General features: G+C 64.6%; 22 protein-coding genes. 16 read left to right on the top strand and 6 right to left on the bottom strand.

The window, feature by feature from the left end; translation table 11 throughout:
• Positions 1–432 precede the first annotated feature (432 nt).
• The 5 genes from OKA04_RS13445 (at position 433) to OKA04_RS13465 (ending at position 7,672) form a co-directional block, all read left to right on the top strand.
• A complete protein-coding gene (locus OKA04_RS13445; protein ID WP_264501694.1) occupies positions 433–1,044 on the top strand; it encodes a TetR/AcrR family transcriptional regulator in 612 nt (203 codons plus the stop codon).
• Positions 1,041–2,144, top strand: a complete 1,104-nt coding sequence (locus tag OKA04_RS13450; RefSeq protein ID WP_264501695.1) for an efflux RND transporter periplasmic adaptor subunit — start codon at positions 1,041–1,043, stop codon at positions 2,142–2,144. The genes OKA04_RS13445 and OKA04_RS13450 overlap by 4 nt, the downstream gene beginning before the upstream one ends.
• A 20-nt stretch (positions 2,145–2,164) precedes the next feature.
• Positions 2,165–5,239: an efflux RND transporter permease subunit gene (locus OKA04_RS13455; protein WP_264501696.1), complete on the top strand. Its 3,075-nt coding sequence runs from the start codon at positions 2,165–2,167 to the stop codon at positions 5,237–5,239.
• A 68-nt stretch (positions 5,240–5,307) separates the two neighbouring features.
• Positions 5,308–6,546, top strand: a complete 1,239-nt coding sequence (locus OKA04_RS13460) for a beta-ketoacyl-[acyl-carrier-protein] synthase family protein (RefSeq protein WP_264501697.1) — start codon at positions 5,308–5,310, stop codon at positions 6,544–6,546.
• A 109-nt stretch (positions 6,547–6,655) separates the two neighbouring features.
• Complete coding sequence (locus OKA04_RS13465) at positions 6,656–7,672, top strand: beta-ketoacyl-[acyl-carrier-protein] synthase family protein (RefSeq protein ID WP_264501698.1); 1,017 nt, start codon at positions 6,656–6,658, stop codon at positions 7,670–7,672.
• Positions 7,673–7,678: 6 nt separating this feature from the next.
• Here OKA04_RS13465 and OKA04_RS13470 read toward each other — a convergent pair whose 3' ends face one another.
• Entirely contained in the window at positions 7,679–8,257 is a 579-nt protein-coding gene (locus OKA04_RS13470; RefSeq protein ID WP_264501699.1) for a 5-formyltetrahydrofolate cyclo-ligase, read from the bottom strand.
• A 30-nt stretch (positions 8,258–8,287) separates the two neighbouring features.
• On the opposite strand from OKA04_RS13470, the gene OKA04_RS13475 reads away from it, so the two are divergent.
• The 7 genes from OKA04_RS13475 to OKA04_RS13505 all read left to right on the top strand — a co-directional run bounded on the left by OKA04_RS13475 (position 8,288) and on the right by OKA04_RS13505 (position 14,953).
• Positions 8,288–8,875: a hypothetical protein gene (locus OKA04_RS13475; RefSeq protein WP_264501700.1), complete on the top strand. Its 588-nt coding sequence runs from the start codon at positions 8,288–8,290 to the stop codon at positions 8,873–8,875.
• A 93-nt stretch (positions 8,876–8,968) separates the two neighbouring features.
• A complete protein-coding gene (gene ilvE / locus OKA04_RS13480) occupies positions 8,969–9,838 on the top strand; it encodes a branched-chain-amino-acid transaminase (RefSeq protein WP_264501701.1) in 870 nt (289 codons plus the stop codon).
• Positions 9,839–9,909: 71 nt separating this feature from the next.
• Complete coding sequence (locus OKA04_RS13485) at positions 9,910–10,149, top strand: UPF0175 family protein (protein ID WP_264501702.1); 240 nt, start codon at positions 9,910–9,912, stop codon at positions 10,147–10,149.
• Entirely contained in the window at positions 10,146–10,613 is a 468-nt protein-coding gene (locus tag OKA04_RS13490; RefSeq protein WP_264501703.1) for a PIN domain-containing protein, read from the top strand. The genes OKA04_RS13485 and OKA04_RS13490 overlap by 4 nt, the downstream gene beginning before the upstream one ends.
• A 178-nt stretch (positions 10,614–10,791) precedes the next feature.
• Positions 10,792–11,304 carry a UvrB/UvrC motif-containing protein gene (locus OKA04_RS13495; RefSeq protein WP_264501704.1) on the top strand — a complete coding sequence of 171 codons (513 nt, stop codon included), beginning with the start codon at positions 10,792–10,794 and terminating at the stop codon, positions 11,302–11,304.
• A gap of 5 nt (positions 11,305–11,309) precedes the next feature.
• Positions 11,310–12,428 carry a protein arginine kinase gene (locus tag OKA04_RS13500; protein ID WP_264501705.1) on the top strand — a complete coding sequence of 373 codons (1,119 nt, stop codon included), beginning with the start codon at positions 11,310–11,312 and terminating at the stop codon, positions 12,426–12,428.
• On the top strand, positions 12,425–14,953 hold the full coding sequence (locus OKA04_RS13505; RefSeq protein WP_264501706.1) for an ATP-dependent Clp protease ATP-binding subunit: 2,529 nt from the start codon (positions 12,425–12,427) through the stop codon (positions 14,951–14,953). Before OKA04_RS13500 ends, OKA04_RS13505 begins: the two co-directional genes overlap by 4 nt.
• Before the next feature lie 103 nt (positions 14,954–15,056).
• Here the strand turns inward: OKA04_RS13505 and OKA04_RS13510 are convergent, their stop codons facing one another.
• From OKA04_RS13510 to OKA04_RS13525, 4 genes are read right to left on the bottom strand one after another with little or no spacing between them, the layout of a single operon-like run.
• Entirely contained in the window at positions 15,057–15,500 is a 444-nt protein-coding gene (locus OKA04_RS13510) for a hypothetical protein (RefSeq protein ID WP_264501707.1), read from the bottom strand.
• Entirely contained in the window at positions 15,497–16,756 is a 1,260-nt protein-coding gene (locus OKA04_RS13515; RefSeq protein ID WP_264501708.1) for a hypothetical protein, read from the bottom strand. Before OKA04_RS13515 ends, OKA04_RS13510 begins: the two co-directional genes overlap by 4 nt.
• A 25-nt stretch (positions 16,757–16,781) precedes the next feature.
• Complete coding sequence (locus OKA04_RS13520; RefSeq protein WP_264501709.1) at positions 16,782–17,351, bottom strand: hypothetical protein; 570 nt, start codon at positions 17,349–17,351, stop codon at positions 16,782–16,784.
• A gap of 9 nt (positions 17,352–17,360) precedes the next feature.
• Entirely contained in the window at positions 17,361–17,936 is a 576-nt protein-coding gene (locus OKA04_RS13525) for a hypothetical protein (protein ID WP_264501710.1), read from the bottom strand.
• Positions 17,937–17,993: 57 nt separating this feature from the next.
• Between OKA04_RS13525 and folP the strand changes: the two genes are divergently transcribed.
• From folP to bioD, 4 genes are all read left to right on the top strand, one after another.
• On the top strand, positions 17,994–18,851 hold the full coding sequence (folP, locus tag OKA04_RS13530; protein ID WP_264501711.1) for a dihydropteroate synthase: 858 nt from the start codon (positions 17,994–17,996) through the stop codon (positions 18,849–18,851).
• Between the two features lie 43 nt (positions 18,852–18,894).
• Positions 18,895–19,140 (top strand): hypothetical protein, encoded by a 246-nt coding sequence (locus OKA04_RS13535; RefSeq protein WP_264501712.1) that lies wholly within the window; start codon positions 18,895–18,897, stop codon positions 19,138–19,140.
• A 75-nt stretch (positions 19,141–19,215) separates the two neighbouring features.
• Positions 19,216–20,058, top strand: coding sequence for a diadenylate cyclase CdaA (cdaA, locus tag OKA04_RS13540; protein ID WP_264501713.1), 843 nt, complete (start codon positions 19,216–19,218; stop codon positions 20,056–20,058).
• Between the two features lie 119 nt (positions 20,059–20,177).
• Complete coding sequence (gene bioD / locus OKA04_RS13545; protein ID WP_264501714.1) at positions 20,178–20,807, top strand: dethiobiotin synthase; 630 nt, start codon at positions 20,178–20,180, stop codon at positions 20,805–20,807.
• A gap of 287 nt (positions 20,808–21,094) precedes the next feature.
• Here the strand turns inward: bioD and OKA04_RS13550 are convergent, their stop codons facing one another.
• Entirely contained in the window at positions 21,095–22,243 is a 1,149-nt protein-coding gene (locus OKA04_RS13550) for a XylR family transcriptional regulator (protein ID WP_264501715.1), read from the bottom strand.
• Between the last annotated feature and the right edge of the window lie 17 nt (positions 22,244–22,260).

Consider the following 22,260-nt stretch of genomic DNA (forward strand, 5'->3'; position numbering starts at 1 on the left):
CAAGGCATGGTTTCCTCCTCCTTGAAGGTGTAACCCATGTCCCCGAACACCTGCTACCTATGTCCCCGGTCTATACAGAGCCACTGGCCCGCAGAAGCGACGGAGGCGGCTGACGTTTCTAGCTGGAGGAAATGGGCCCGCCTTCTCCGTTTCTCAATTCGAGGAAGTCGGGTCCACGGGATGCTCTCTTTTGACGGTCGGAGAGCGCGTCGGGTGAGCTGTACGGACCGATTTATGAAGCGAATGCCCTGAGGTGCTTCTGCGGGCCAGTGGCTCCGCGCTCCCAGCGGGGGGAAATTTTTGATCCGCCTGTCACATTTCGCCCGGCTCATTCGTCGGAGAGGGTGAATGCGCTGCATGACAGAGATTTATGCACCCGACCGTCCGGACGGTTTGACTCCGACCGTCTGGACGGTTTGGATGCCGCCCGGCATGGGAAAGCTCACCTCATCATCGCCCCGGGACCTCCTTCTCGACGCGGCAGAAACCGTGGCGGCGCGTGAAGGTGTGTCGAAGCTCACCTTCGATGCGGTGGCCGCCGAGGCGGGCGTCAGCAAGGGCGGGCTGCTCCATTATTTCACGAACAAGGAGCAACTCATCGAGGCCATGGTCCGCCGCGCCGCGGACGGCTGGCGGCACCACTTCACCACATCCTACGAGAATGCCGAACCGGGTCCGGGCCGCATGGTCCGCGGGCTCTTGCAGGGGTGCTTCACCGATGCCCAGTCCTGGACCGAGGAACTCCGCCGCTCCTTTTCATCCGTCTTCGCCGCGCTTGCGATGAACCCGGAACTGGTGAAGCCGATGCAGGAGGCCTACCAGGAACTCTACGCCTACCTGCAGGCGGACGGCCTGCCCGACGGCGTGGCCGAGACCCTTGCGACCGCGATCGACGGCCTGTGGCTGTACTGGGTGCTGCGACTGCGCCCGGTATGCCAGGCGGACCTCGACCGCATGCGCGCCGTGCTGGAGGGCGCACTTGGCCGCGCCATCGAACGTTCCAAGAACGGCGAACCTGAAACGACTACTCATCAGAAACCATGAAGGCATCCCATTGGATCGGGTCACTCGTGCTGATCGGCGCGGTGGCAGGCACCGGCTTCGGCCTCGCTGCTTGGAAGAAGGCGGACATCGAAGAATCCATGGCCGAGGCAGCGATGATGCCGGAGCAGATGGAGGCGGTGATCGTGCGACCCGCCCGCGAGGTCGAGCACCGGCGGACCACCACTGCCGTCGGCACCGTGCTGGCGCTGCGCTCCGTTACCCTGAAGAATGAACTCGCTGGCACCGTCGAGCGCGTCGAGCTGACGCCCGGCAAGGTGATCGACGCAGGCACCGAACTCGTTGCGCTGGACGTCTCGGTGGAAGAGGCCGAGCTGAAAGCGCAGCAGGCCCAGGCCGCGCTCGCCGAGGCTACGCTGCGCCGTGTCGAGTCGCTCGTGTCCAGCAGCGCGACTTCCAAGAAGGATCTCGATCAGGCGAAGGCGGAGCACGATGTGGCACTCGCCCAGATGGAGCGGACGAAGGCGATGATCGCCCGCAAGATTATCCGCGCGCCTTTCCGCGCCCGCATCGGTCTTTCGGACGTGCATCCCGGCCAGTATCTGGTGGAGGGCACGGAATTGACCACGCTGCAGGGCGTGGACGAGGCCGCGCACGTGGACTTCACGGTCACGCAAAACGTCGCCGCAGGACTTCGCGAGGGGGATATCGTCGAGGTCGTTGGCCTCAACAAGGACGCACCCGTGCAAGCCACCATCGTGGCGCTCGACGCCCGCATCGACCGCGCGACGCGCAACGCCCACATCCGCGCGAAGGTGGCGGATGCTTCCAAGATCCCATCGCCGGGCGCGTCCGTCCAGGTGCGTGTCCCCGTGGGAGAGACGCGGAAGGTCGTCGCCATTCCCGTCAGTGCGCTGCGCCGCGGTCCGGAGGGAGATCACGTCTTCACCGTCGCCCCCGACAAGGAGGGCAAGCCCCGCGCCTCGATGCGCCTCGTGAAAAGCGGGGCCGTGCTCGGCGACGAGGTCATCGTCGAGAGCGGACTTGCCGCGGGTGATCCCGTCGCATCCTCTGGCTCCTTCAAGCTGCGCGAAGGCGTGCTCGTCGCCGACGCAGGCAATGCGCCCAAGCAGGGCCAATAAGCAATTCTCCCCATCGCGCCATGCGCTCCTTCACCGATATCTTCATCAAGCACCCGGTGCTCGCCATCGTGGTCAATCTCGTGATCGTCCTCGTGGGATGGCGCGCGATCGGCTCGCTGCCGGTGCAGCAGTTCCCGAAGCTGGAAAGCTCCTCGGTGCTCGTCACCACGCTCTACTACGGGGCCAGCGCGGAGACGGTCCGCGGCTTCCTCACCACGCCCATCGAGCGGGTCGTCTCGCAGATTGGCGGGGTGGACCATGTGGAATCCACCAGCCGTGCCGGGGTCAGCACTGTGACCGTGCGGCTGAAGCTGAATCACGACACGACCGCGGCCCTCGCGGAGATCAGCGCGCGTCTCCAGCAGGTCCGTGCCGAGCTGCCGCAGGATGCCGAGCCGCCGATGGTGGAGATCCAGCGGGCGGACAGGCCTTATGCGACCTTCTATCTCAGCTTCACCTCGCAGGAGCGCAGCGTTTCCGCGGTCACGGACTGGCTGACGCGTTCGCTCCAGCCGCAGTTCGCCACGCTGCCCGGCGTGCAGCGTGTGACGGTGGAAGGCGGTCGCCAGATCGCGATGCGCATCTGGATCGATCCCGAGCGCTTGGCCGCGCTGAACCTCACGCCCGGCGACGTCCATCTGGCGCTCCAGCGGAACAACTACCTTGCAGCGGTCGGCCGGACGAAGGGCAACCTCGTCGAGGTGAACCTGCTGGCGAATACCGACCTGCGCTCCACCGATGACTTCGAGAAGCTGATCGTGGTCGAGCGCGACGGAGCCATCGTCCGCCTGACCGACGTGGCGAAGGTGGAGCTGGGAGCCGAGGAGCCGGACTACATCGCGAAGCACAGCGAGAAGGAAGGCGTGTATCTCGGCATCTGGCCGCTGGTCGGCTCGAACGAAATCGATGTGGCCAAGGCGCTCAATGCCGAGATGGACCGCATCCGCCCGACGCTGCCGGACGACATCGAGATGAACCTCGCCTACGACGGCACGATGTTCATGCGCGAGGCGCTGAAGGAAATCAGCAAGACGCTCGCGGAGACCATCCTCATCGTGGGTCTCGCGGTCTTCATCTTCATGGGCTCCATCCGCACGGCGCTGGTGCCGCTGATCGCGATGCCCATCTCGCTGATCGGCACGGCGGCGATCATGCTGGCGTGCGGCTTCAGCCTGAACCTGCTCACTATCCTGGCCATCGTGCTTTCGGTCGGCCTGGTGGTCGATGACGCCATCGTGGTGGTGGAAAACGTCGAGCGCCACGTGCGCGAAGGGAAGTCACGCATCCAGGCCGCGCTCATCGGTGCGCGGGAGCTGAAGGGGCCGGTCATCGCGATGACCATCACGCTTGCCGCGGTCTATGCACCGATCGGTTTCCAGGGTGGTCTCACCGGTTCGCTGTTCCTCGAGTTCGCGATCACGCTCGCGGCGGCGGTCATAGTATCGGGCTTCGTGGCCCTGACGCTCTCGCCGGTCATGAGCTCGCGCTTCATCCACCCGCAGGGTCAGGAAGGCCGGCTCACCCGTCTGGTCAATGCCGCCTTCGATCGCGTGAAGGCCGCTTACGCGGTGGCGCTGGATGGCGCGCTGGCGATCCGCTGGGTCATCGTCGGTGTCGCGGTCGTCATCATGTTCGCGGCCTATCCCTTCTACCTCATGTCGGAGAGCGAGCTCGCGCCCGTGGAGGACCAGAGCCACATCAGCCTCTTCCTAGACACTCCGCCGGACGCGACCATCGAGGCCGCGAACCGCGAGTCGCTGGAGCTGGTGAAGAAGGTGACCTCCTTCCCCGAGACCGACTACATGTGGTCGCTCACCGCGGGGTGGGGTGGCTTTGGCGGCATGGCGACGAAGCCATGGGGAGAACGCGAGCGCACCACGGAGGAGATGTATGGCGAGGTCTTCGGTGCCGTTTCCCAGGTCCCCGGCCTGCGCATCTTCCCGCGCCTCGATCCCTCGCTGCCGACGCCCGGACAGTACGATGTCGAGCTGGTCCTCCAGACGGACGGACCGGTCGAGGAGCTGATCCAGACCGCCCAGCAGGTGATCGGCGCGGGCTTCCAGAGCGGCAAGTTCCTCTACGTGGACACCGACCTGAAGATCGACCGTCCCGAGGCCCGTGTGGTCATCGACCGCGAGCGCCTCGCCGACCTGGGTCTCGATCTCGCCGGTGTCGGCCAGGAACTCGGCACGCTGCTCGGTGGTGCGTATGTGAACCGCTTCAACTACTTCGACCGCAGCTACAAGGTCATCCCGCAGCTCGGCGACAGCGACCGCGCGACGGTGGGGCCGCTGCTCGACCTGAAGATCAAGACGCCCGATGGCGACCTGGTGCCGGTGTCCACTTTCACCAGCTTGGAATCGACCACGTCCCCGCGCACGCTGAACCGCTTCCAGCAGCGGAACTCCGTGAAGATCTTCGGCGGCGTGCAGCCTGGCATCACGAAGGAGGCCGGCCTGAGCGTCCTGGAAGATGCGGCGAAGAAGGTAAGCCCGCCGGGCGTGACCCTCGACCATGCGGGCGAGTCCCGCCAGATCCGGAAGGAAGGCTCGGCGCTGGTCGTCACGCTCGGCTTCGCGGTGGTGCTGATCTACCTGGTGCTCGCGGCGCAGTTCCACAGCTTCCGCGATCCGCTGATCATCCTGCTCGGCTCCGTGCCGCTGGCGATTTCCGGCGCGCTGATCTTCACCTTCATGGGCTTCACCACGATCAATATCTACTCGCAGGTCGGTCTGATCACGCTGGTCGGCCTCATTGCGAAGAACGGCATCCTGATCGTGGAATTCGCCAACGAGCTGCAGGCGAAGGGACTGGAGAAAGTGGCCGCCCTGCGCGAGGCCGCGCTGACCCGTCTGCGTCCCGTGCTGATGACCACCGCGGCCACGGTCTTCGGCCACGCGCCGCTGATCTTCGTGACCGGTGCGGGTGCGGAGTCGCGGAACAGCATCGGCATCGTCCTCGTGGCGGGCATGATCGTCGGGACGCTCTTCACGCTCTTCGTGGTGCCCGCCTTCTACTCTATCATCGCGGCGAAGCACTCCGCGCACGAGGATATCGAGGAGCCGGAAGTGACCGGTCAACTGGTGCACGGTTAGACCGGCCCGATGTCATCGGGGGCCTACACTGTTTGACAACCGGCGGCGCTATTGCCTAGCTGCCGCCGGTGGCATTCCGAGCCGATCAACCCCCAGTCTCCGCCCTGCGCCCCGTCGCCATCACCGGTGCCGGGATCTTCACGCCGATGGGCGCGGACCTGGCGGAGAATTCCGCAGGCTTCCGCGCGGGACGGACCGCATTCCGCCCGGTGGACCTTTTCGATGTGTCGCGCCAGCGCGTCGGCACCGCCGGTGTGGCGGAGCTTCCCGGCAGAGTTCCGGGAGTTTCCGCGAAATCCTGGCAGCGCATGGACCGCGGCAGCCGCATGGCGTGGCTCGCGGCCCGCGAGGCGCTGGACACCGCGGGCCTCACCGGCGGCGACATGCCGGTGGTGATCGGCACCTCGGCGGCAGCGATGCCGGTGGGTGAGAAGTATTACCTCCAGTCGATCGCGAATGCCTCCCGCCGCGGACAGCTCACCCGCGTGGAGACCTATCAGCCGCAGTTCCAGATGATGGAAATGATGCGCTCGCTCGGTGTCCGCGGTCCGCTGCGCATCGTCTCGAATGCCTGCGCGTCCGGCGCGAATGCCATCGGCCACGCCTTCCAGATGGTTTCCGAGGGGAAGGCCGAGCGCGTTCTGGCGGGTGGCTACGATGCTCTCTGCCAGCTTGTTTTCGCGGGCTTCGATTCGCTCCAGGCGCTATCGGCGAGCGGCATTCCGCGGCCTTTCGATGCCGCGCGCGACGGCCTCGCGCTGGGCGAGGGGGCGGGCTTCGTCATCGTGGAGTCGCTGGAGTCGGCGAGGGCCCGCGGTGCGGACGTGCTTGCCTGCGTGCTTTCCTACGCTGCCGCCACCGACATCCATCACCTCACGCAACCGCATCCCGAGGGCGATGCCGCCCTGACGACGATGGACAAGGCGACGCGTGCCGCCGGGCTGGAACCTGAGCAGATCGACTACATCAATTCCCACGGCACCGGCACGCCGCTCAATGACGTGGCCGAGGCGCGCGCCATCTCTCGCTGGGCGGGGGAGTCGGTCGGAAAGATCAAGGTCTCGTCCACTAAGTCGGCGATCGGTCACCTGTTAGGCGGAGCCGGTTCGGTGGAGTCGGTGATCTGCCTGCTCACGCTGCGGGATCAATTCCTGCCCGCGAGCCTCAATGTCCGCGAGATCGATCCTGTGGTAGAATTCGATCTTGTCCAGCAACCGCGCGAGGTGCCGGTGACGACCGTGCTGACGAATTCCTTCGGCTTCGGCGGAGCGAATGCCACGCTGATTTTCCAACGAGACGGTTTGTGATGATTCGAGAAATGGAACCGCCAAGACGCCAAGAGCGCCAAGTTTCCGAGTCTTTGCGAACTTGGCGTCTTGGCGGTTCAACTTCCCGCGACGAAATGGAGGTTTGCCCATGATCCGTATCACCGGCACGGGAGCTGTCAGCGCTGCGGGGTGGGGGACGGCGGCGCTGATGGAGGCGCTGGATTCCGGAGTCCGCCCGGAGCTTTCCGAGCTGTCCCGCGAGAGGGCCGATGGATCGGCGGCGACCACGCCCGTGCTGCGGGTGCCTGCCGCGCCGTCCACCTTGCCGAAGAGCCCTCGTCTGCGCCGGGTGAGCCCGATTTCGAAGTTCGCCGCCGCCGCCGCGATGGAGGCGCTGGGGCCGGACCGCGTGGCGAAGGCATCGTCCGGGGAGATCCGGCTGGGGGTCGTCTGCTCGCTCTTCAATGGCTGCGTGAACTACTCGAACCGCTTTTTCGGCGAAGTCCTCACGGACCCTGCCGTGGCGAGCCCGATCCTTTTCCCGGAGACCGTTTTCAATGCACCCTCCAGCCATCTTTCCGCGCTCTTCAATTCGACCGCGCCGAACGACACGATCATTGGCGATGGTGCGGAAATCTACACCGCGCTGGAGATCGCGACCGAATGGCTGCTGCGTGGCGATTGCGATGGCGTGCTCGTGGTGGCACCGGAGGAAATTGATTGGCTGAGTGCCGAGGGCCTGCGGCTCTACTCGGATGCGGCGATCCCTGCGGAGGGCGCGGCCGCGCTTTACCTGGAAATCGCCGAGGAAGGCCCGCGCTTGCTTTCCATCCCCGATCCCGTCCCGCTGGGTCCCGGTGTCGGGCGGGAGCATGCGCTGAAGGAAGCTGCCGAAGCCTCCGGAGCAAGCGATGACGGTAGGACCTTGCTGGCCGATAGCCGCAGCGGTGTCGGTCGCTTTGATGCTCCGGAAGAGGTCGCCTTTGCCTCGTGGTCAGGTCCGCGGGTGTCGGTGAAGCCGGTGCTGGGAGATTGTTTCGGCGCGTCCGCCGGGCACCAGCTCGTTGCAGCGGTGGAGCGCCTGCGTCGCGGCGATGCCGAGGAGGCGCTGGTGATCACCCTCGGCGGCAATGAGCAGGTCGGGGCGTGTCGGATCGGCCGCTGAGGTGATTCAAGCCGGGCGTTCCGAGCAATCGTGGACGCCATCGGGCGTCGCGAGGAAATGCATCGGCAGGTCGTGCGGGTCGGTGGGGAGTTCCGGGAGGACCTGCTCGCGGAAACAAACGCCGGCTCTCAGGGATTCCGAACGGGACCCGGCGAGCGCCCGGTCGTAGTAGCCCTTGCCGCGGCCGATGCGCTTGCCGCTGCGGGTGAAGGCCATGCCGGGGCAGAGGAAGAGCTCGATTTCATCGATTGGCACGACCGGTGAGTCATGCATCGGTTCCGCGAGGCCGAAGGGGCCGGGGTGCAGCCTCGGCATCGCCGCATCCACGAGATGGAATTTCATTGTCTCGCCCTCGATCCGCGGCAGCACCCAGCGGCGATCCTGCAATTCCGCGATGAGGGGCAGCAGGAAAACCTCGCCTGGGATGGCGACGAAGGCGGCGATGGTCTTGGCCGGATGCAGGGCCAGCCAATGGGCAAGATGGCCACGGATCGCCGCCGATTGCCCGAGCTGGGCGTCCAGCTCGGGACGATTTGCGCGCAGAACGCGGCGCAGGGCGGACTTGGCGGGAGTTGTCTCTTGCATTGGGCTGGCAGCAACAGAAGTCTAGCCGTCGTGAATGTCCGCTGGCAAGTCGTCGCCTGTTTTCTCGGTCTCGCCGCTATTACCGGTGCCGCGGAGGAGAAGGCGAAGTTTGACTGGAAGCCCCCGGTGATCGGTGCCGGAGCCTTCACCGATCAGCTCGGCATGCTCGACCGCGAGCGCGAACAGTATGCCGACAATCTCGCGGGCTACGCCGCCAACCGGATCGCCGCGGCGAAGGCGAGTGCCGCCTCGCTCAGTGAAGGACGGCGGCTCATCGCCCTGTCCCTGCACCTCGCGCCGCGGAACCGCAAGGCGCTGGTGCTGAGCTTCCAGCTCAACCGGGGAATCGTCCCCGAGGCGGATCCCGAGAACTACCGCCCGCAGGTTTTGGCCGGCCTGCTATTCACCCGCGGCCAGGTGCTGAAGGAGCAGGGCGGGGCAGAGAACCTGCTGCTCTCCAAGGTCTTCACCGAACTCGCCGCCGAGATGGACCCGAAGAACGACGACGCGGTCTATGCCAGCGAGTTGCAGCGGCTCGACCAAGGGTCGGTGGATTGGTCCGTGCTCACCGACGTGAAGAGGGCGGCCCCCGGTGGGAAAGAGGCGGAGAGGCCTTAGTGCCGATGTTGCGATCGGGTGACGGATGCCGCACCTCTCTCACGAGATACTTGCCAGCCTGCCGTGCGGGCCTACGCTGCACCCTCTTTTCCCATGAAAATCTGGCTCGACGGCGAATTGGTGGACGAATCCGCGGCGAAAATTTCCGTGTTCGATCACGGCTTGCTTTACGGTGACGGTGTCTTTGAAGGCATCCGCTTCTACAACCGGCGGGTCTTCCGCCTTGAGGAACACATCAAGCGCCTCTTCGAGTCCGCCCGCGCCATCGTGCTGGAGCTGCCATGGACGCCGGAGGAAGTCTGCAAGTTCGTCGTGGAGACCGTGGCAGCCAACGGCCTCGACGACGGCTACATCCGCCTCGTGGTCACCCGCGGCTCCGGCGGTCTGGGCCTGAATCCCTACCTCTGCAAGCGCGCCAGCATGTTCATCATCGCCGGCACCATCAGCCTCTATCCGCAGGAACACTATGAAAACGGCCTGTCCGTGATCACCTGTGCCACCCGCCGCCCGGCACCCGCCGCGCTGATGCCGCAGGTGAAGTCGCTGAACTACTTGAATAACATCATGGCCAAGGTGGAGGCCATCCAGGCCGACGCGCTGGAAGCCGTGATGCTCAACGAGCAGGGCTACGTCGCCGAGTGCACCGGCGACAATATCTTCATCCTGCGCGACGGCGTCCTCTATACGCCGCTGGTGAGCGACGGTGCCCTCGACGGCGTGACCCGCCGCGTGATCCTGGAACTGGCCGACCAGCTCGGCGTGCCGACGGTGGAGAAGTCGCTGACCCGCTACGACCTCTACATCTGCGACGAATTCTTCCTCACCGGCACCGCCGCCGAGGTCATCCCGGTGGTCGCCTACGACCGCCGCGTGATCGGCACCGGCAAGCCCGGCGAGATCACGAAGCGCTTCATCGCCGCCTTCAAGGAACTGGCAGGTTCCACCGGCACCCCGATCGACTGATCGCGGGGATTTCTTCAATCGAACGGTATCTTGTGTCCGTGCCGGGCACATGATACCGTTTTTTTGTGCAAGTGGAATTGCCGGATTCTGTCTTGGAAGGAACAGGGCTGACACCCGAGCTGGCGAAGCTCGAGGTGGCAGTGGCGCTGTATCGGGATCGCAAGGCGAGCATGGGGAAAGCCGCCCGGTTGGCCGGATTATCCCGCCCCGAATTCCAGCGTGAACTGGGCAAGCGCGGCGTGACGGTTGACTATGAGGTCGCAGACCTTCGCGCGGACGTGGAGGCGCTTCGCGGGCTGGGTTTTCCATGATTGTCGTGGCTGACACATCGGCGATCAGCAACCTGATCTCGATTGGGCGAGAGAGCGTTCTTGAGTCTCTGTTTGGTGGGGTCACGATTCCTCCAGCCGTGGAGAATGAGCTTCTGAACTGGCACCGGGACATTCCGGACTTCGTGACGGTGATGAAACCGGTCGATCTGGATGCAGTCTTGAGCCTGGAGTCGGAATTGGATCCAGGCGAGGCCGAGGCAATCGTTCTGGCCAGCGAATTGAGTGCCGATCTTCTGCTCATTGATGAACGCAAGGGCAGAATCGCGGCGGACAGGCTTGGTCTGCGATCGACAGGACTCCTCGGTGTGCTGCTGCAGGCGAAAGCTGCCGGATTGCTGGGCTCACTGAAGCCAATCTTGGGCGAACTTACCGAGCGGGCGGGGTTTCGTGTTTCTCCGGCGGTCAGGTCCGAGTTTTTGAAGTTGGCCGGAGAGTTGGAATGACCTGATTCACAGGATGCCGGACTTCTGTTTCCGGCGTTCAGCTCATCTGTGACTGTTTGGGCCGGTTCTCTCCCTAAATGGCGGGCCTCCGGTGATCTTTCCCGATGCCGGAAAATCGAGCAGTGGCGGGAGATTTCCTTTCGCATTCTGCATTCGCACTCGTAGCCTTTCCCCGTTCATGGACTGCGACATCTGCGGCAAGCATGCAAAGGTGCACCTCACCCAACTGGTGGGCGGGCAAATCAAGAAAATTGCCCTTTGCGACGATTGCGCCAAGGAGAAGGGAGTGACCGATCCGACGGGCTTCGCCTTGGCGGAGATGCTGCTGGGCAAGACTCCCGGCAAGGTGGTGCCGTCCGCCCCCACGGTGGCGGGCAGCGGCCGCCGATGCCCGAATTGCGGGTTCACGTTGGAAGACCTGCGCCGCATCCGCCGCTTCGGTTGCGCGGATTGCTACGACACCTTCCGCGAGGACGTGAACCAGATGCTCCGCGGCATGCACAAGGGCTTCAAACACTGCGGCAAGGTGCCCGCGGGCATGATGGAGCTCCACGAGCGCACCCAGCGGCTGGAGGAACTTCGCGGGAAGCTCGACCAGGCCATCACCTCTGAAAATTACGAGGAAGCCGCTGGCCTGCGCGACGAGATCCGCCAGATCGAGGTCCGTGCCACCCCGGAGTCCAACGACTGACCGCCATGATGCGCTTCACCACTCTCATCAAGAACCCCGCCGACTGGATGACCGGCGAGGGCGCTGACAATGCCATCGTGCTGACGTCCCGCATCCGGCTCGCGCGCAATCTCCGCGGGGAGGCTTTCCCCGGCTGGGCGAAGAAGGAGCAGCGCCGCCATGCGCTGGAAATCATGCGGCCCGCCGTCGAGGCGCTGCCTTGCATGAAGGACGCCTTTTCCCAGGAGCTGGACGATCTGAATTCCGTCCAGAAGCAGGTGCTGGTCGAGCGTCACCTCATCAGCCGCGAGCACGCCGCACGCGGGGAGGGGAGCGCTGCCGTCATCGAGCGCCGCCAGTCGATCGCCCTGATGCTGAATGAGGAGGATCACCTGCGGATGCAGGCGATCCGCCCCGGCATGTCGCTCCGTGGTGCCTTCGAGGCGCTGTCGGCGATCGACGATGATCTTGAAAACTCGCTCGAACTCGCCTTCGACCACGAGCTGGGCTATCTGACCACTTGCCCGACGAATCTCGGCACGGGCCTGCGGGCCTCGGCGATGCTGCATCTGCCGGCGCTCGTCCTGAGCGACCAGATCGGCCAGGTCTTGCAGGCGGTGAACAAGATCGGCCTCGCCGTGCGCGGGCTCTACGGTGAGGGCACCGAGTCGCTTGGAAACCTTTTCCAGATCTCGAACCAGTCCACGCTGGGCGAGAGCGAAGAGACAATTTTACGCAGGCTGGAGCGCGTAATCGCCCAGGTTGCGACACATGAGCGCAATGCCCGCGACAAGTTGCTCGAGGATGATCCGGCCATGGTCAGCGACAAGATCGGTCGCGCCTACGGGGTCCTGCGACATGCGTGGATCATTGATTCCAAGGAAGCTCTGACACATCTTTCCCTGCTTCGCCTGGGTGGCGACCTCGGTTTCCTGCCCCAGGATACGGTCAAAACCTGCGATGCCCTGCTGATGGACATTCAACCGGCACACCTCCAGCTACACAGTGGCAGGAAGCTATCACCGGAAGAGCGCGACTCCATCCGAGCGGAAATCGTGCGCGGCCGGTTGCAAAGCCTCGAAGCCCCTGATATTCGTTCTACGAGAAAGAAGGACGAGTCCGACCCAGACCCTGAAATTTTATGAATAACTTCACTCCCAGAGCCCAACAGGTCCTGGCCCTCGCGCGAAAGGAGGCCGACCGCTTCAACCACAGCTACGTGGGCACCGAGCATCTCCTGCTCGGCCTCATCAAGCTCGGTCAGGGAGTGGCGGTCAATGTGCTGGAACGCATGGGACTCGATCTCGAAAGCGTCCGCATGGAGGTCGAAAAGGAAGTCGGCACCGGCACCGGCCAGAAGATTTCCGGCAGCATCCCCTACACGCCCCGCGTGAAGAAGGTGCTCGCGCTGGCCAACAAGGAAGCCAAGGCCCTGAACCACAGCTACGTGGGCACCGAGCACATCTTGCTCGGCCTGCTGCGCGAGGGTGAAGGCGTGGCCGCCCGCGTCCTGCGCCGCATGGACGTGGATATCCAGCGCACCCGCAACGAGATCCTTGCCGAGATCGACCCGAATTTCACCCCGGACGACGACGATGATGATTCGGACGACGACGAGGACGAAAACTTCGAGGACGAAGGACAGGAAGGTGGCGAAGAGCAGGAGTCCGAGGGCAAGACCAAGACCCCGGCACTCCGCGCATTCGGCCGCGACCTGACCAAGCTCGCCCGCGACCATGAGCTCGATCCCGTGATCGGTCGTGAGTCGGAGATCGAGCGCGTCATCCAGATCCTGTGCCGCCGCACGAAGAACAACCCGGTGCTCATCGGTGAGGCTGGCGTTGGCAAGACTGCCATCGTCGAAGGCCTCGCCCAGGAGATCGCCTCGGGCAACGTGCCGGAGATCCTGCGCGACAAGAAGGTCATCACCCTAGACCTCGCCCTCATGGTGGCTGGCACGAAGTATCGCGGCCAGTTCGAGGAGCGCATCAAGGCGGTGATGGACGAGATCCGCAAGGTGAAGAACGTCATCCTCTTCATCGACGAGCTGCACACCATCGTGGGTGCCGGCTCGGCCGAGGGAGCGATGGATGCTTCCAATATCATCAAGCCCGCGCTTTCCCGCTCGGAGCTGCAGGTGGTGGGTGCGACTACCCTGAACGAGTATCGCAAGTACATCGAGAAGGACGCCGCCCTCGAGCGCCGCTTCCAGCAGGTGAAGGTGGAAGAGCCTTCCGTGGAGGATGCCATCAAGATCATGCAGGGCCTGCAGGAGAAGTACGAGGCTCACCACAAGGCGAAGTTCACGCCGGAAGCCGTCGAGGCCTCGGTGAAGCTCACCTCGCGCTATCTCACCGGACGCTATCTGCCGGACAAGGCGATCGACGTGCTCGACGAGGCAGGCGCCCGCGCCCGCATCGGCACCATGACGCGCCCGCCGGAAATCAAGCAGCTCGAAGCGGACATCGAACAGGTGAACCGCGAGAAGATCGGCGCGATCGGCGAGCAGGATTTCGAGAAGGCCGCTTCCTTGCGCGACAAGGAGAAGCACATCAAGAAGTCGCTCGAGGAGACGCTGAAGAACTGGCGCTCGAAGTCCGAGGAAACCGTCGTCGAAGTGGGTGACGAGGACATCATGGCCGTGGTCTCGAAGTGGACCGGCGTCCCGCTCCGCCGCATGGAGGAGAAGGAAGCCGAGAAGCTGCTCAAGATGGAAGGCGAGCTGGAAGGCCGCGTGATCGGTCAGGACGAGGCGGTGAAAGCCATCTCGAAGGCCCTGCGCCGCTCGCGTGCCGACCTGAAGGACCCGCGCCGCCCGATCGGCTCGTTCCTCTTCCTCGGCCCCACCGGTGTCGGCAAGACGTATCTCGCCCGCAACCTCGCCGAGTTCATGTTCGGCGATGCGGACGCGCTCATCCAGATCGACATGTCGGAGTACATGGAGAAGTTCACCTCAAGCCGCCTGATCGGATCGCCTCCGGGCTATGTCGGCTATGAGGAAGGTGGCCAGCTTTCCGAAGCCGTCCGCCGCCGGCCTTACTCCGTGGTGCTCTTCGACGAGATCGAGAAGGCACACCCGGACGTCATGAACCTGCTCCTCCAGATCTTGGAAGAGGGCATGGTGACGGACTCGCTGGGTCGCAAGATCGACTTCCGCAACACGATCATCATCCTCACGTCGAACGTGGGTGCCTCGACCATCAAGCGTCAGACCTCGCTCGGCTTCGGTGCAATGTCGGCGGACGACTCCGACTTCGAGGGCATGAAGGAGAAGATCCTCGAGGAATCGAAGCGCTACTTCAAACCGGAGTTCCTGAACCGCCTCGATGACCTCGTCGTCTTCCACATGCTGGAGAAGAAGGACCTCGACAAGATCGTGGACCTCGAGATCAACAAGCTGGTCAAGCGCCTGCGCGAGAAGGAGATCACCATCGAACTCGATGCCAGCGCCCGCGACCTGCTGGTCAAGAAGGGCTACGACCCATCCTACGGTGCACGTCCGATGCGCCGCGCGGTGGAGCGCTACCTGGAAGACCCGCTCGCCGAGGCCCTGCTCCGCGGCGACGTGAAGCCCGGCGACACCGCCAAGGTCATGTGCCCGGAAGGCAAGGAAGAGATGGTCTTCGAGACCATCGGCACCCAGGCCGAACCGGACAACGCCGGCGTCTGACCGAGATACCAGTCAAACCAACGCCCGCCTGTGGAAACGCAGGCGGGCGTTTTTGTTTTCCGCTCGGATCGAGGTGGGCGGAAGTTTGGTTGCTCAGTCGTGCTCACCTCTCCCGGTCTTGCCGGGGATCGGGGTCGCCACGCTGGGGAACGGAGGGTTGGCCGGTGGCGGCGTGGCGGAGCTTGAGGATGGTGTTCCTCTCGGCGACGAGCCGCATGCTGCCGCCGCGGACGGGGTGGTTACTACGGATATAGTAGTCGTCGGTGACCTCGATCTCTCGCCAGAGGCCGCGCAGCACGTTCACGCGGCCGTTTTCCGTGAGCACCTTCTTCTCGAACCCCACGGTCCTCAGGGTGACCTCGAAGGGTGCTGGCACGCGTCCCGCATCGTCGGTGAAATCCACCTCCACGCGCAGCGGCCCGACATACAGGGCGACGAGCGCCGCGAGCGGGAGGAGCAGGAGACCGTAGGGGCGACGCCGTTTTTTCCGCTCGGGCAGGGGAGGGGGCTCCAGGCGCGGCGGCAACGGCGGCGGCTCGATGTTCATGGCACCTGGTTGAGCAGCCGCACCGTGTCCGGCGCCGGGCGGAGCAGAGTGATCTTGCGCCCCTCGGGGGTGGTGACCGCCGTGCCTATGGCCGGTGGTTCATCCGTGCCGGCGAGCGACGAGACGAGATCTGCCGCGGCCGTGGCGAAGTCGTCTGCGGACTTCTCCGAGTCAAAGCGGATGTCCCACGTCAGGTGCATGTCCACGTCATTCGTCGCGCTGAGGCGGAAGCGGTCGCCGCGCCACGCATCGCCCAGCTTGGAGAATTCTTCGCCGAGCGGTTCGAGCCAAAGCTTCAGGCCCAGCATGCCCGCGCTTTCTTCCACGAGCATGTTGCCGGTCGTCTCCGGCAGCTCCACGGGCAGCGCCTCGATGCCCTCGTGCTCGGGGAAGAAGTCGGCGGTCAGCACGGGTGGCTTGTGAAAGGCGGACAAGATCTCTTCCTGATCCATCAGGCGACCCGCCCGCGGCACGCCGAGGACGGAGGGAAAGGTGGCGATGCCCCTGACGAATGCGGGCAGGTTTGCCATCAACTCGCGCGCCTCGGCGTTGTCCGTCAGCCCCGTGAAACCGGTGCCGAGCGCCTGGCGGGCAAGAAAGCGATTCTCCACCGCCATCGCCGCGCCGTGATGGATCGCCTCGCGGCAGAGCGCGGCTTCATCACCGGGCCAGCCGGGGGCGGGCGGGTAGTGCTGGTGGATGAGGATGCGGCACAGCGCGCGGATCAATGCAGCCTGATCCGGCACGGCCTGCGGGTCGAAGCGGTCCGTCACCCAGCCTTCGCCGCTCTGCTCATCGAACCACGAGCGCGCGCCGACCGACTTCGTTGCCGCGAGTTGGGCGGCGAAGCGATCATCCTGCGTGAGCAGGCCCATCAGTGCCCAGGCCTGCTGCCGGGAGTCGAGACCGTGCGGGCCGTAGCGCGCCTCGATGGAGGCGACGATGCGGTCGCGCAGTTCCTCGCCCGCGATGCGATGGACCTGCGGGTTGCTTTTGAAATCGAAGCCGAGGGCGTTCTCGACGAATTCGATCAACTCCGGCGAGACCTTCACCTCGCCGCCACCCTGGGCGAGCGAGCGCAGGCTTTCATTCTCGCGTTTCAGCAGGGCGATCTCGTTTTCGAGGGCGATGACCTGGCCTTCCGTGTCCCTGCCTTCCGTCACCCTCGCCGCGCTGCGCCATTGGAGGCCCTGCATCCAGCCTGCGGTGCCGACGGCCGCACCGAGCAGCCATGGGAGAAGTGTTTGGGGGCGCATGTGGAAATCGGTCGTGGGGGCAGGGTCAGCGGATGAGTCCCTGCTTGGACGCGGATTCCCATTCGGTCAAGGGATTGAAGCCCGTGAGAGCGCTGCCCAGCAATGCCTCGATCACCCCGGGCTGCTGGACGTCGATGGTCTCCGGCGTGGAGACGACGCCATCCGCGTCGTAGGGGTAAACGATGCGCCGGAGTGGCGAGACGTCCTTCAGCGGATGACCGGGTTGCGCGCTGAATATCTGCACCTCGGCGACCTTGCCATAGGTGGGCCCGGATTTCGCATGGTAGCCGAAGCGGCACTTCAACAAGCGCTCGCCCTTGCCATCGAAGATCTCACAGGTCAGCGGGCTGCCCGCCTCGCTGATCCGATAGACGACCCTCCGCAAGTCGGCCCCCTCAGAGCCGAATGACTTCTCGTAAACCTTCGACGAATTCGCCGCGGAGACATCAGGAGAGCGCAGCGGTTGCTTGGCCGTGGCCTGCACCGCTGCGGGTGGAGCCGAGGAGAACCACGCCAGGGCGAGATACCCGGCGGGGAGGGCCATCGCCGCGATCAGCAGCAGTTTTCCCGGTGCTCCCATGCGATCGTGAGACAAGGTGTCAGATCAGCGACCGCCCACGGGCTTCGCATTCGGGTTCGCCTTTGGCGCCGGCTTTTGGCCGTCGAAGGGGTCGAACTCGAGGGCGGACGGACCGAAGACTTCATCCGCATACTTGCCAGGCCTGAGGGTGATGGCGATCGGGGCGTTGCGGTTGCCGAGAGCGTCGTAGGTGTAGATGAAGCGGCGGACCGGGATCTCCTTGCCGGCCGGGCCGGTGCGCTTCACGCGGGCATCGAACATCTGCTCCTCGATCAGCTTGCCGTAGGTCAGGCCCGGCTTCGGGTCGTAGCCATAGCGGGACTTGAAAAGGCGCACTCCCTTGCCGTCGAAGATATCGCAGGTGAGGGGATTCCCCTCGGGGCTGAGGCGATAGACCGTCTTCAGCACCGGGCGGCCTTCCGGGCTCACCGTCTTTTTCGTGATCACCGTCATGTCGCGCGTCCGCTCGAAGAATTCGCGGGAGCCATCCTTGTTGGTCTTCACGCTGGCGTAGGGGCCTTGCACTTCCAGGCCGGGCACGGCGGCGCTGGCGATGCCGCAGGAGAGGGCGGCGATGGCGACGAGGGTTTTCAGGTTCATGGGCGCGGAGATTAGGACTTGGCCGGAGCCACTGCAAGTGGCCATTTCCAGCCCGTCATGTGGTGGAAAACGGCACGCACGCGGCTGGATCTGGGCCAGCGGGGAATGATCATGGGCATCCTGAATACCACTCCGGACTCCTTTTCCGACGGGGGGAGCCACGCCGGGGTCGAGGCCGCGGTGGCGCACGCCCGGCAGATGATTGCGGACGGCGCGGCGATCATCGACATCGGCGGAGAGTCCACCCGGCCCGGTGCCGGTGAGGTGGCCGTGGCCGAGGAAATCGCCCGGACCGCGCCGGTGATCGCGGCACTGAGGGCGGAGTGGGCCGGGGCGATCTCCATCGATACCATGAAGGCATCCGTGGCCGCCGCCGCGCTGGAAGCCGGGGCGGACATCGTGAATGACGTGAGCGGCCTGACCGCGGACCCGGACATGGAGCGGGTCTGCGTGGAAAGCGGCTGCGGCGTGGCGGTGATGCACATGCAGGGCGACCCGCGCACCATGCAGGTGGCGCCGGATTACGAGGACGTGGTGGCGGAGGTGCGGCGGTTCTTTGAGGAAAGACTCCTCAGCCTGGTCGCCGCGGGTATCGATGCGGAGGCGATCTGCTTCGATCCCGGGATCGGCTTCGGGAAGACGGTGGAGCACAATCTCGCCCTGCTGCGCGCCTTGGCCAACCTGAATGTGGGCGGTCGTCCGCTGTTGCTGGGCGTTTCGCGAAAATCTTTCATTGGGCGGGTGCTCGGCAGCACCGATCTGGCGGACCGCTCTTGGCCGACCGTGGCGATCACCGCGTGGGCGCGGGAGGCCGGGGCAATGATCCACCGGGTCCACGAGGTGCGGCCGAATACCCAGGCGCTGCGGATGACCGAGGCGATCCTGCAGGGTGGAAATTCCGCATTCTCCGGGTGAATCTTTTCTGAGAGGATCCGTCTGAGCCCGTGCATTCCATTTCATGAAAGCGATCCCGCTCAAAGTCTCCGCCCTCGTCATCGCCCTGGCCGGCACCTCCTGCATGACCACCTACGACGCCTATGGCCGCCCGGTCCAGAGCGTCGATCCCGGTGCCGCCGCGGCCATCGCGATCGGTGCTGCGGCGGTCGGCTACGCCATCGGGGAGAACAATGGCCACCACCATCACTACCACGGCGGCCATTATTACTACAGCCGCCCCTACGTCGGAGGCCCGGTCTGCTGGTGATCCGCGTGCTGATTTCCGTCTGCGCGGAAAAGCAAATGACAGTGGGGCAGACCCCGGCATAGTATCCCGCCCGGGATGGTGTGGGAGAATGTAAGTAAACATTGGCGCGACGGGATCGAGATCCTGATCCTCGCGATCGCCATTTATCAGATCTTCCGTGCCTTCCGGGCCACCCGCGGGGCGCGCATCCTCGTCGGCCTGGTGGTCATCCTGGTGGCGATCACGCTGTTGCTGCGCCTCTTCGAGTTCGCGGTCATCTCGTGGCTCGTCACCCGTGCGGCCATTCTGCTGGTCTTCGCGGTGCCGATCATCTTCCAGCCGGAGCTGCGGAATGCGCTGGCAAAGCTGGGCAGCAGCCGCCTGTTTTCCTTCTCCAACAAGAGCCAGCTCGACTTCCTGGAGATCTTCGAGGACTCGGTGGTGGCCCTTTCGAAGAAGCGCATCGGGGCGCTCTTCGCCATCGAGCGCGACATCACGCTGAAGCCCTTCGAGGAGACGGGCGTGATGCTGAATGCGGACTTTTCGCCGGAGCTCTCGATGACCGTCTTCTTCCCGAAGACCCCGCTGCACGATGGTGGCATGGTGATTTCCAACAAGAAGGTGACTGCCGCGGCGTGTGTCTTTCCGGTCAGCCAGCGTGAATTGGCGGACCGCTCCATCGGCCTGCGCCACCGCGCCGCCATCGGCGTGACGGAGGAAAGCGACTGCGTGGCGGTGATCGTCAGCGAGGAAACCGGCGCGATTTCCATCTGCATCGACGGCCATCTGGAGCGAAACCTGGGCGAAGAGAAATTCCGCAAGCGGATGGCCGACATCTTCCTGGCCAACGACGACAACAATGAAAAAGGCGTTTCGAAAGAATCTGATCCCGAAGCTCGTGTCGCTTCTTCTGGCGACCGCGATCTGGTTTCTGATTAGGGACCACCTCCGGGAGCAGGGAGAATTGTTCGGGCCCGGCAGCAAGCCGCCCCGGGCGATTCCGGTGATCGAGGAGGATCCGCCTTGACCGTGCGCGCGCGTGCGGCCACCGCTGCGGCGTGAACTACTTCGTCACCGGCACGGATACCGGCGCGGGCAAGACCCGCTTCACCCGCCTCCTCGTGGAAGCCCTGCGCGCCGAGGGGATCGACGCCGCCGGCTTCAAGCCGGTCTGCTGTGGCGACCGCGACGATGCCGTGGAGCTGGCGGCCGCTTCTGGCGGACTGGAGCCCGCGCAGGTGAATCCGGTATGGCTGAAGGCCCCGGTGGCCCCGCTGGTCGCCGGGATGCTGGAAAACCGCCCGATCGACACGGCGGCCCTGCTGATGGCCACGCGCGATTTCATCGCGAGCCATGCGCAAGTCATCGTCGAGGGTGTCGGCGGCTGGCGAGTGCCGCTCGCGGAAGGCTATGACATGGCGGACTTCGCCGTGGATCTCGGGCTGCCGGTCATCATCGTGGTGGGAAATCGTCTCGGTGCCCTGAACCACACCATCCTCACCGTGGATGCCATCCGTGCGCGCGGTGTGGAGATCGCGGGCCTCGTGATGAATCATCTCGAAGATGAGCTGGATACCGCGGCGATCACGAACAAGGGCATGATCGAACAACTCACCGGCGTGCCCATCCTGGCGGAGATCATCCATGGCCAGGACTTCTTCGATGCGGAGCCCTTCATCGGATCCTGATCCGAGGGCAAGAAAAACGCCGTCCCCTCGGCAAAAGGGACGGCGTCGGAAAACGGGAGGGTGCAGGCAATCAGCGGCGCGTGCCGGTTTGCTGCGTGGTGCCGGAGTTCACGGGGAACGAGATGGCGGAAGGAACGGACATGGTTTTGTTTGGTTCGAGGAGTTACGAGGTCGAGTTTTTTGGGAGGGGCACTCCCAGCGGGTGAAGACAACGTATCCCCCGAACCAACTGTCTGCATTATGAAGACGGGAACCCACCTTGCGATTTTGCGAAGGTGGGAAAATGCCTAAGCTCCCGTGGATTTGCGGTATTCGCCCGGGGTCTTTCCGGTCTGTCTGCGAAAAAGATGACTCAACCGCTCCGCATGCTCGAAGCCGAGCAAGTCCGCGATATGGGCGAGCGTATAGTCCGTTTGCGAGAGGAAGCGCTGGATGCCCTCGACCAATGTCTGGCTGAGCAATTGCCGTGGTGTCTTGCCCGTGGCGGCCTTCACCCGCTGCTCTAACAGACGGCGCGAGACGTGGCAGTCGCGCGACAGCTCCTCGATGCTGAGCAGGCCGGGGCGCTGCTGGCGGAGCAGCTCCAGGAAGCGCCGCACCACGGGATCCTCGATCGCGTCGAGCGCGGTGGACTGGCGGATCACCAGTCCCTTCGGCGGCACCAGACGCTCCAGCTTGATCTGCTGCAGCTCCTTTCCAGACATCAGCTCCGCGAGCCAGGATGCCGCGAGGAAGCCCATGCGGATGATATCCGGATCGATACTGGAGAGCGGGATGCGCGAGGTGCTGGAGAAGACGGGATCATTGTCCACGCCCAGCACGGCGAGGTCTTCCGGCACGGCGATCTGGAGCTCGATGGCCGACTGCACGGCGCGGAAGGCGACCTCGTCCCAGCAGCAGAAAAGCGCGCAGGGCTTTGGCAGCGACTCGATGAAGGAGAGGTCGCCCTTTTGCAGGGACTCGAAGCTGCGCGCCTTCCTCTCGGGCGTGTGATGACAGTGCGGCTTGTGACCGCGTGCGGCGAGTGCCTCGGTGAAGCCGATCTCGCGCTCGCGGGAGACATTGTGGTCGCTGTAGCCGAGGAAGGCGAAGTGGCGGTGGCCCTTTTCGATGAAGTGGTCGGCAGCCATCCGGCCCACCGCGCGGTGATCGCTGTCCACGATGAGGTGCTCGCCGGCGGGGTCGAGCATGGTGCTCTGCAGGTCGAAGACGGCCACGCCTTGCTCCTTCAGGGCGCGCGAGTGGCATTGGTCGGGGCTCGTGGTGATCACGCCGTCGCCCTTGAAGTCCGCCAGCCAATCGGGCTCCGCGGTGGACTTCCCGCGATACTCGAAGTGGATCTGCCAGTCATGCAGGCGGCCGTAGCGGGCGATGCCCCGGATGAGATTCCTGCCGTATTGGGTGGATGTTTCGACGATGACCGCGACGTGACGCACAAGCTCGACCCTAGGGA

The organism is Luteolibacter flavescens (genome assembly GCF_025950085.1).
Taxonomy (GTDB): domain Bacteria; phylum Verrucomicrobiota; class Verrucomicrobiia; order Verrucomicrobiales; family Akkermansiaceae; genus Haloferula; species Haloferula flavescens.

Excerpts from the sequence above, each read along its gene's own strand:
- OKA04_RS13470 (WP_264501699.1), bottom strand. The coding sequence starts at position 8,257 with ATGCAAGAGACAACTCCCGCCAAGTCCGCCCTGCGCCGCGTTCTGCGC.
- OKA04_RS13455 (WP_264501696.1), top strand. The coding sequence starts at position 2,165 with ATGCGCTCCTTCACCGATATCTTCATCAAGCACCCGGTGCTCGCCATC.
- OKA04_RS13490 (WP_264501703.1), top strand. The coding sequence starts at position 10,146 with ATGATTGTCGTGGCTGACACATCGGCGATCAGCAACCTGATCTCGATT.
- OKA04_RS13510 (WP_264501707.1), bottom strand. The coding sequence starts at position 15,500 with ATGAACATCGAGCCGCCGCCGTTGCCGCCGCGCCTGGAGCCCCCTCCC.
- OKA04_RS13495 (WP_264501704.1), top strand. The coding sequence starts at position 10,792 with ATGGACTGCGACATCTGCGGCAAGCATGCAAAGGTGCACCTCACCCAA.
- OKA04_RS13515 (WP_264501708.1), bottom strand. The coding sequence starts at position 16,756 with ATGCGCCCCCAAACACTTCTCCCATGGCTGCTCGGTGCGGCCGTCGGC.
- OKA04_RS13465 (WP_264501698.1), top strand. The coding sequence starts at position 6,656 with ATGATCCGTATCACCGGCACGGGAGCTGTCAGCGCTGCGGGGTGGGGG.
- OKA04_RS13505 (WP_264501706.1), top strand. The coding sequence starts at position 12,425 with ATGAATAACTTCACTCCCAGAGCCCAACAGGTCCTGGCCCTCGCGCGA.
- folP (WP_264501711.1), top strand. The coding sequence starts at position 17,994 with ATGTGGTGGAAAACGGCACGCACGCGGCTGGATCTGGGCCAGCGGGGA.
- OKA04_RS13450 (WP_264501695.1), top strand. The coding sequence starts at position 1,041 with ATGAAGGCATCCCATTGGATCGGGTCACTCGTGCTGATCGGCGCGGTG.
- OKA04_RS13535 (WP_264501712.1), top strand. The coding sequence starts at position 18,895 with ATGAAAGCGATCCCGCTCAAAGTCTCCGCCCTCGTCATCGCCCTGGCC.
- OKA04_RS13525 (WP_264501710.1), bottom strand. The coding sequence starts at position 17,936 with ATGAACCTGAAAACCCTCGTCGCCATCGCCGCCCTCTCCTGCGGCATC.
- cdaA (WP_264501713.1), top strand. The coding sequence starts at position 19,216 with ATGGTGTGGGAGAATGTAAGTAAACATTGGCGCGACGGGATCGAGATC.
- OKA04_RS13445 (WP_264501694.1), top strand. The coding sequence starts at position 433 with ATGGGAAAGCTCACCTCATCATCGCCCCGGGACCTCCTTCTCGACGCG.
- ilvE (WP_264501701.1), top strand. The coding sequence starts at position 8,969 with ATGAAAATCTGGCTCGACGGCGAATTGGTGGACGAATCCGCGGCGAAA.
- OKA04_RS13500 (WP_264501705.1), top strand. The coding sequence starts at position 11,310 with ATGATGCGCTTCACCACTCTCATCAAGAACCCCGCCGACTGGATGACC.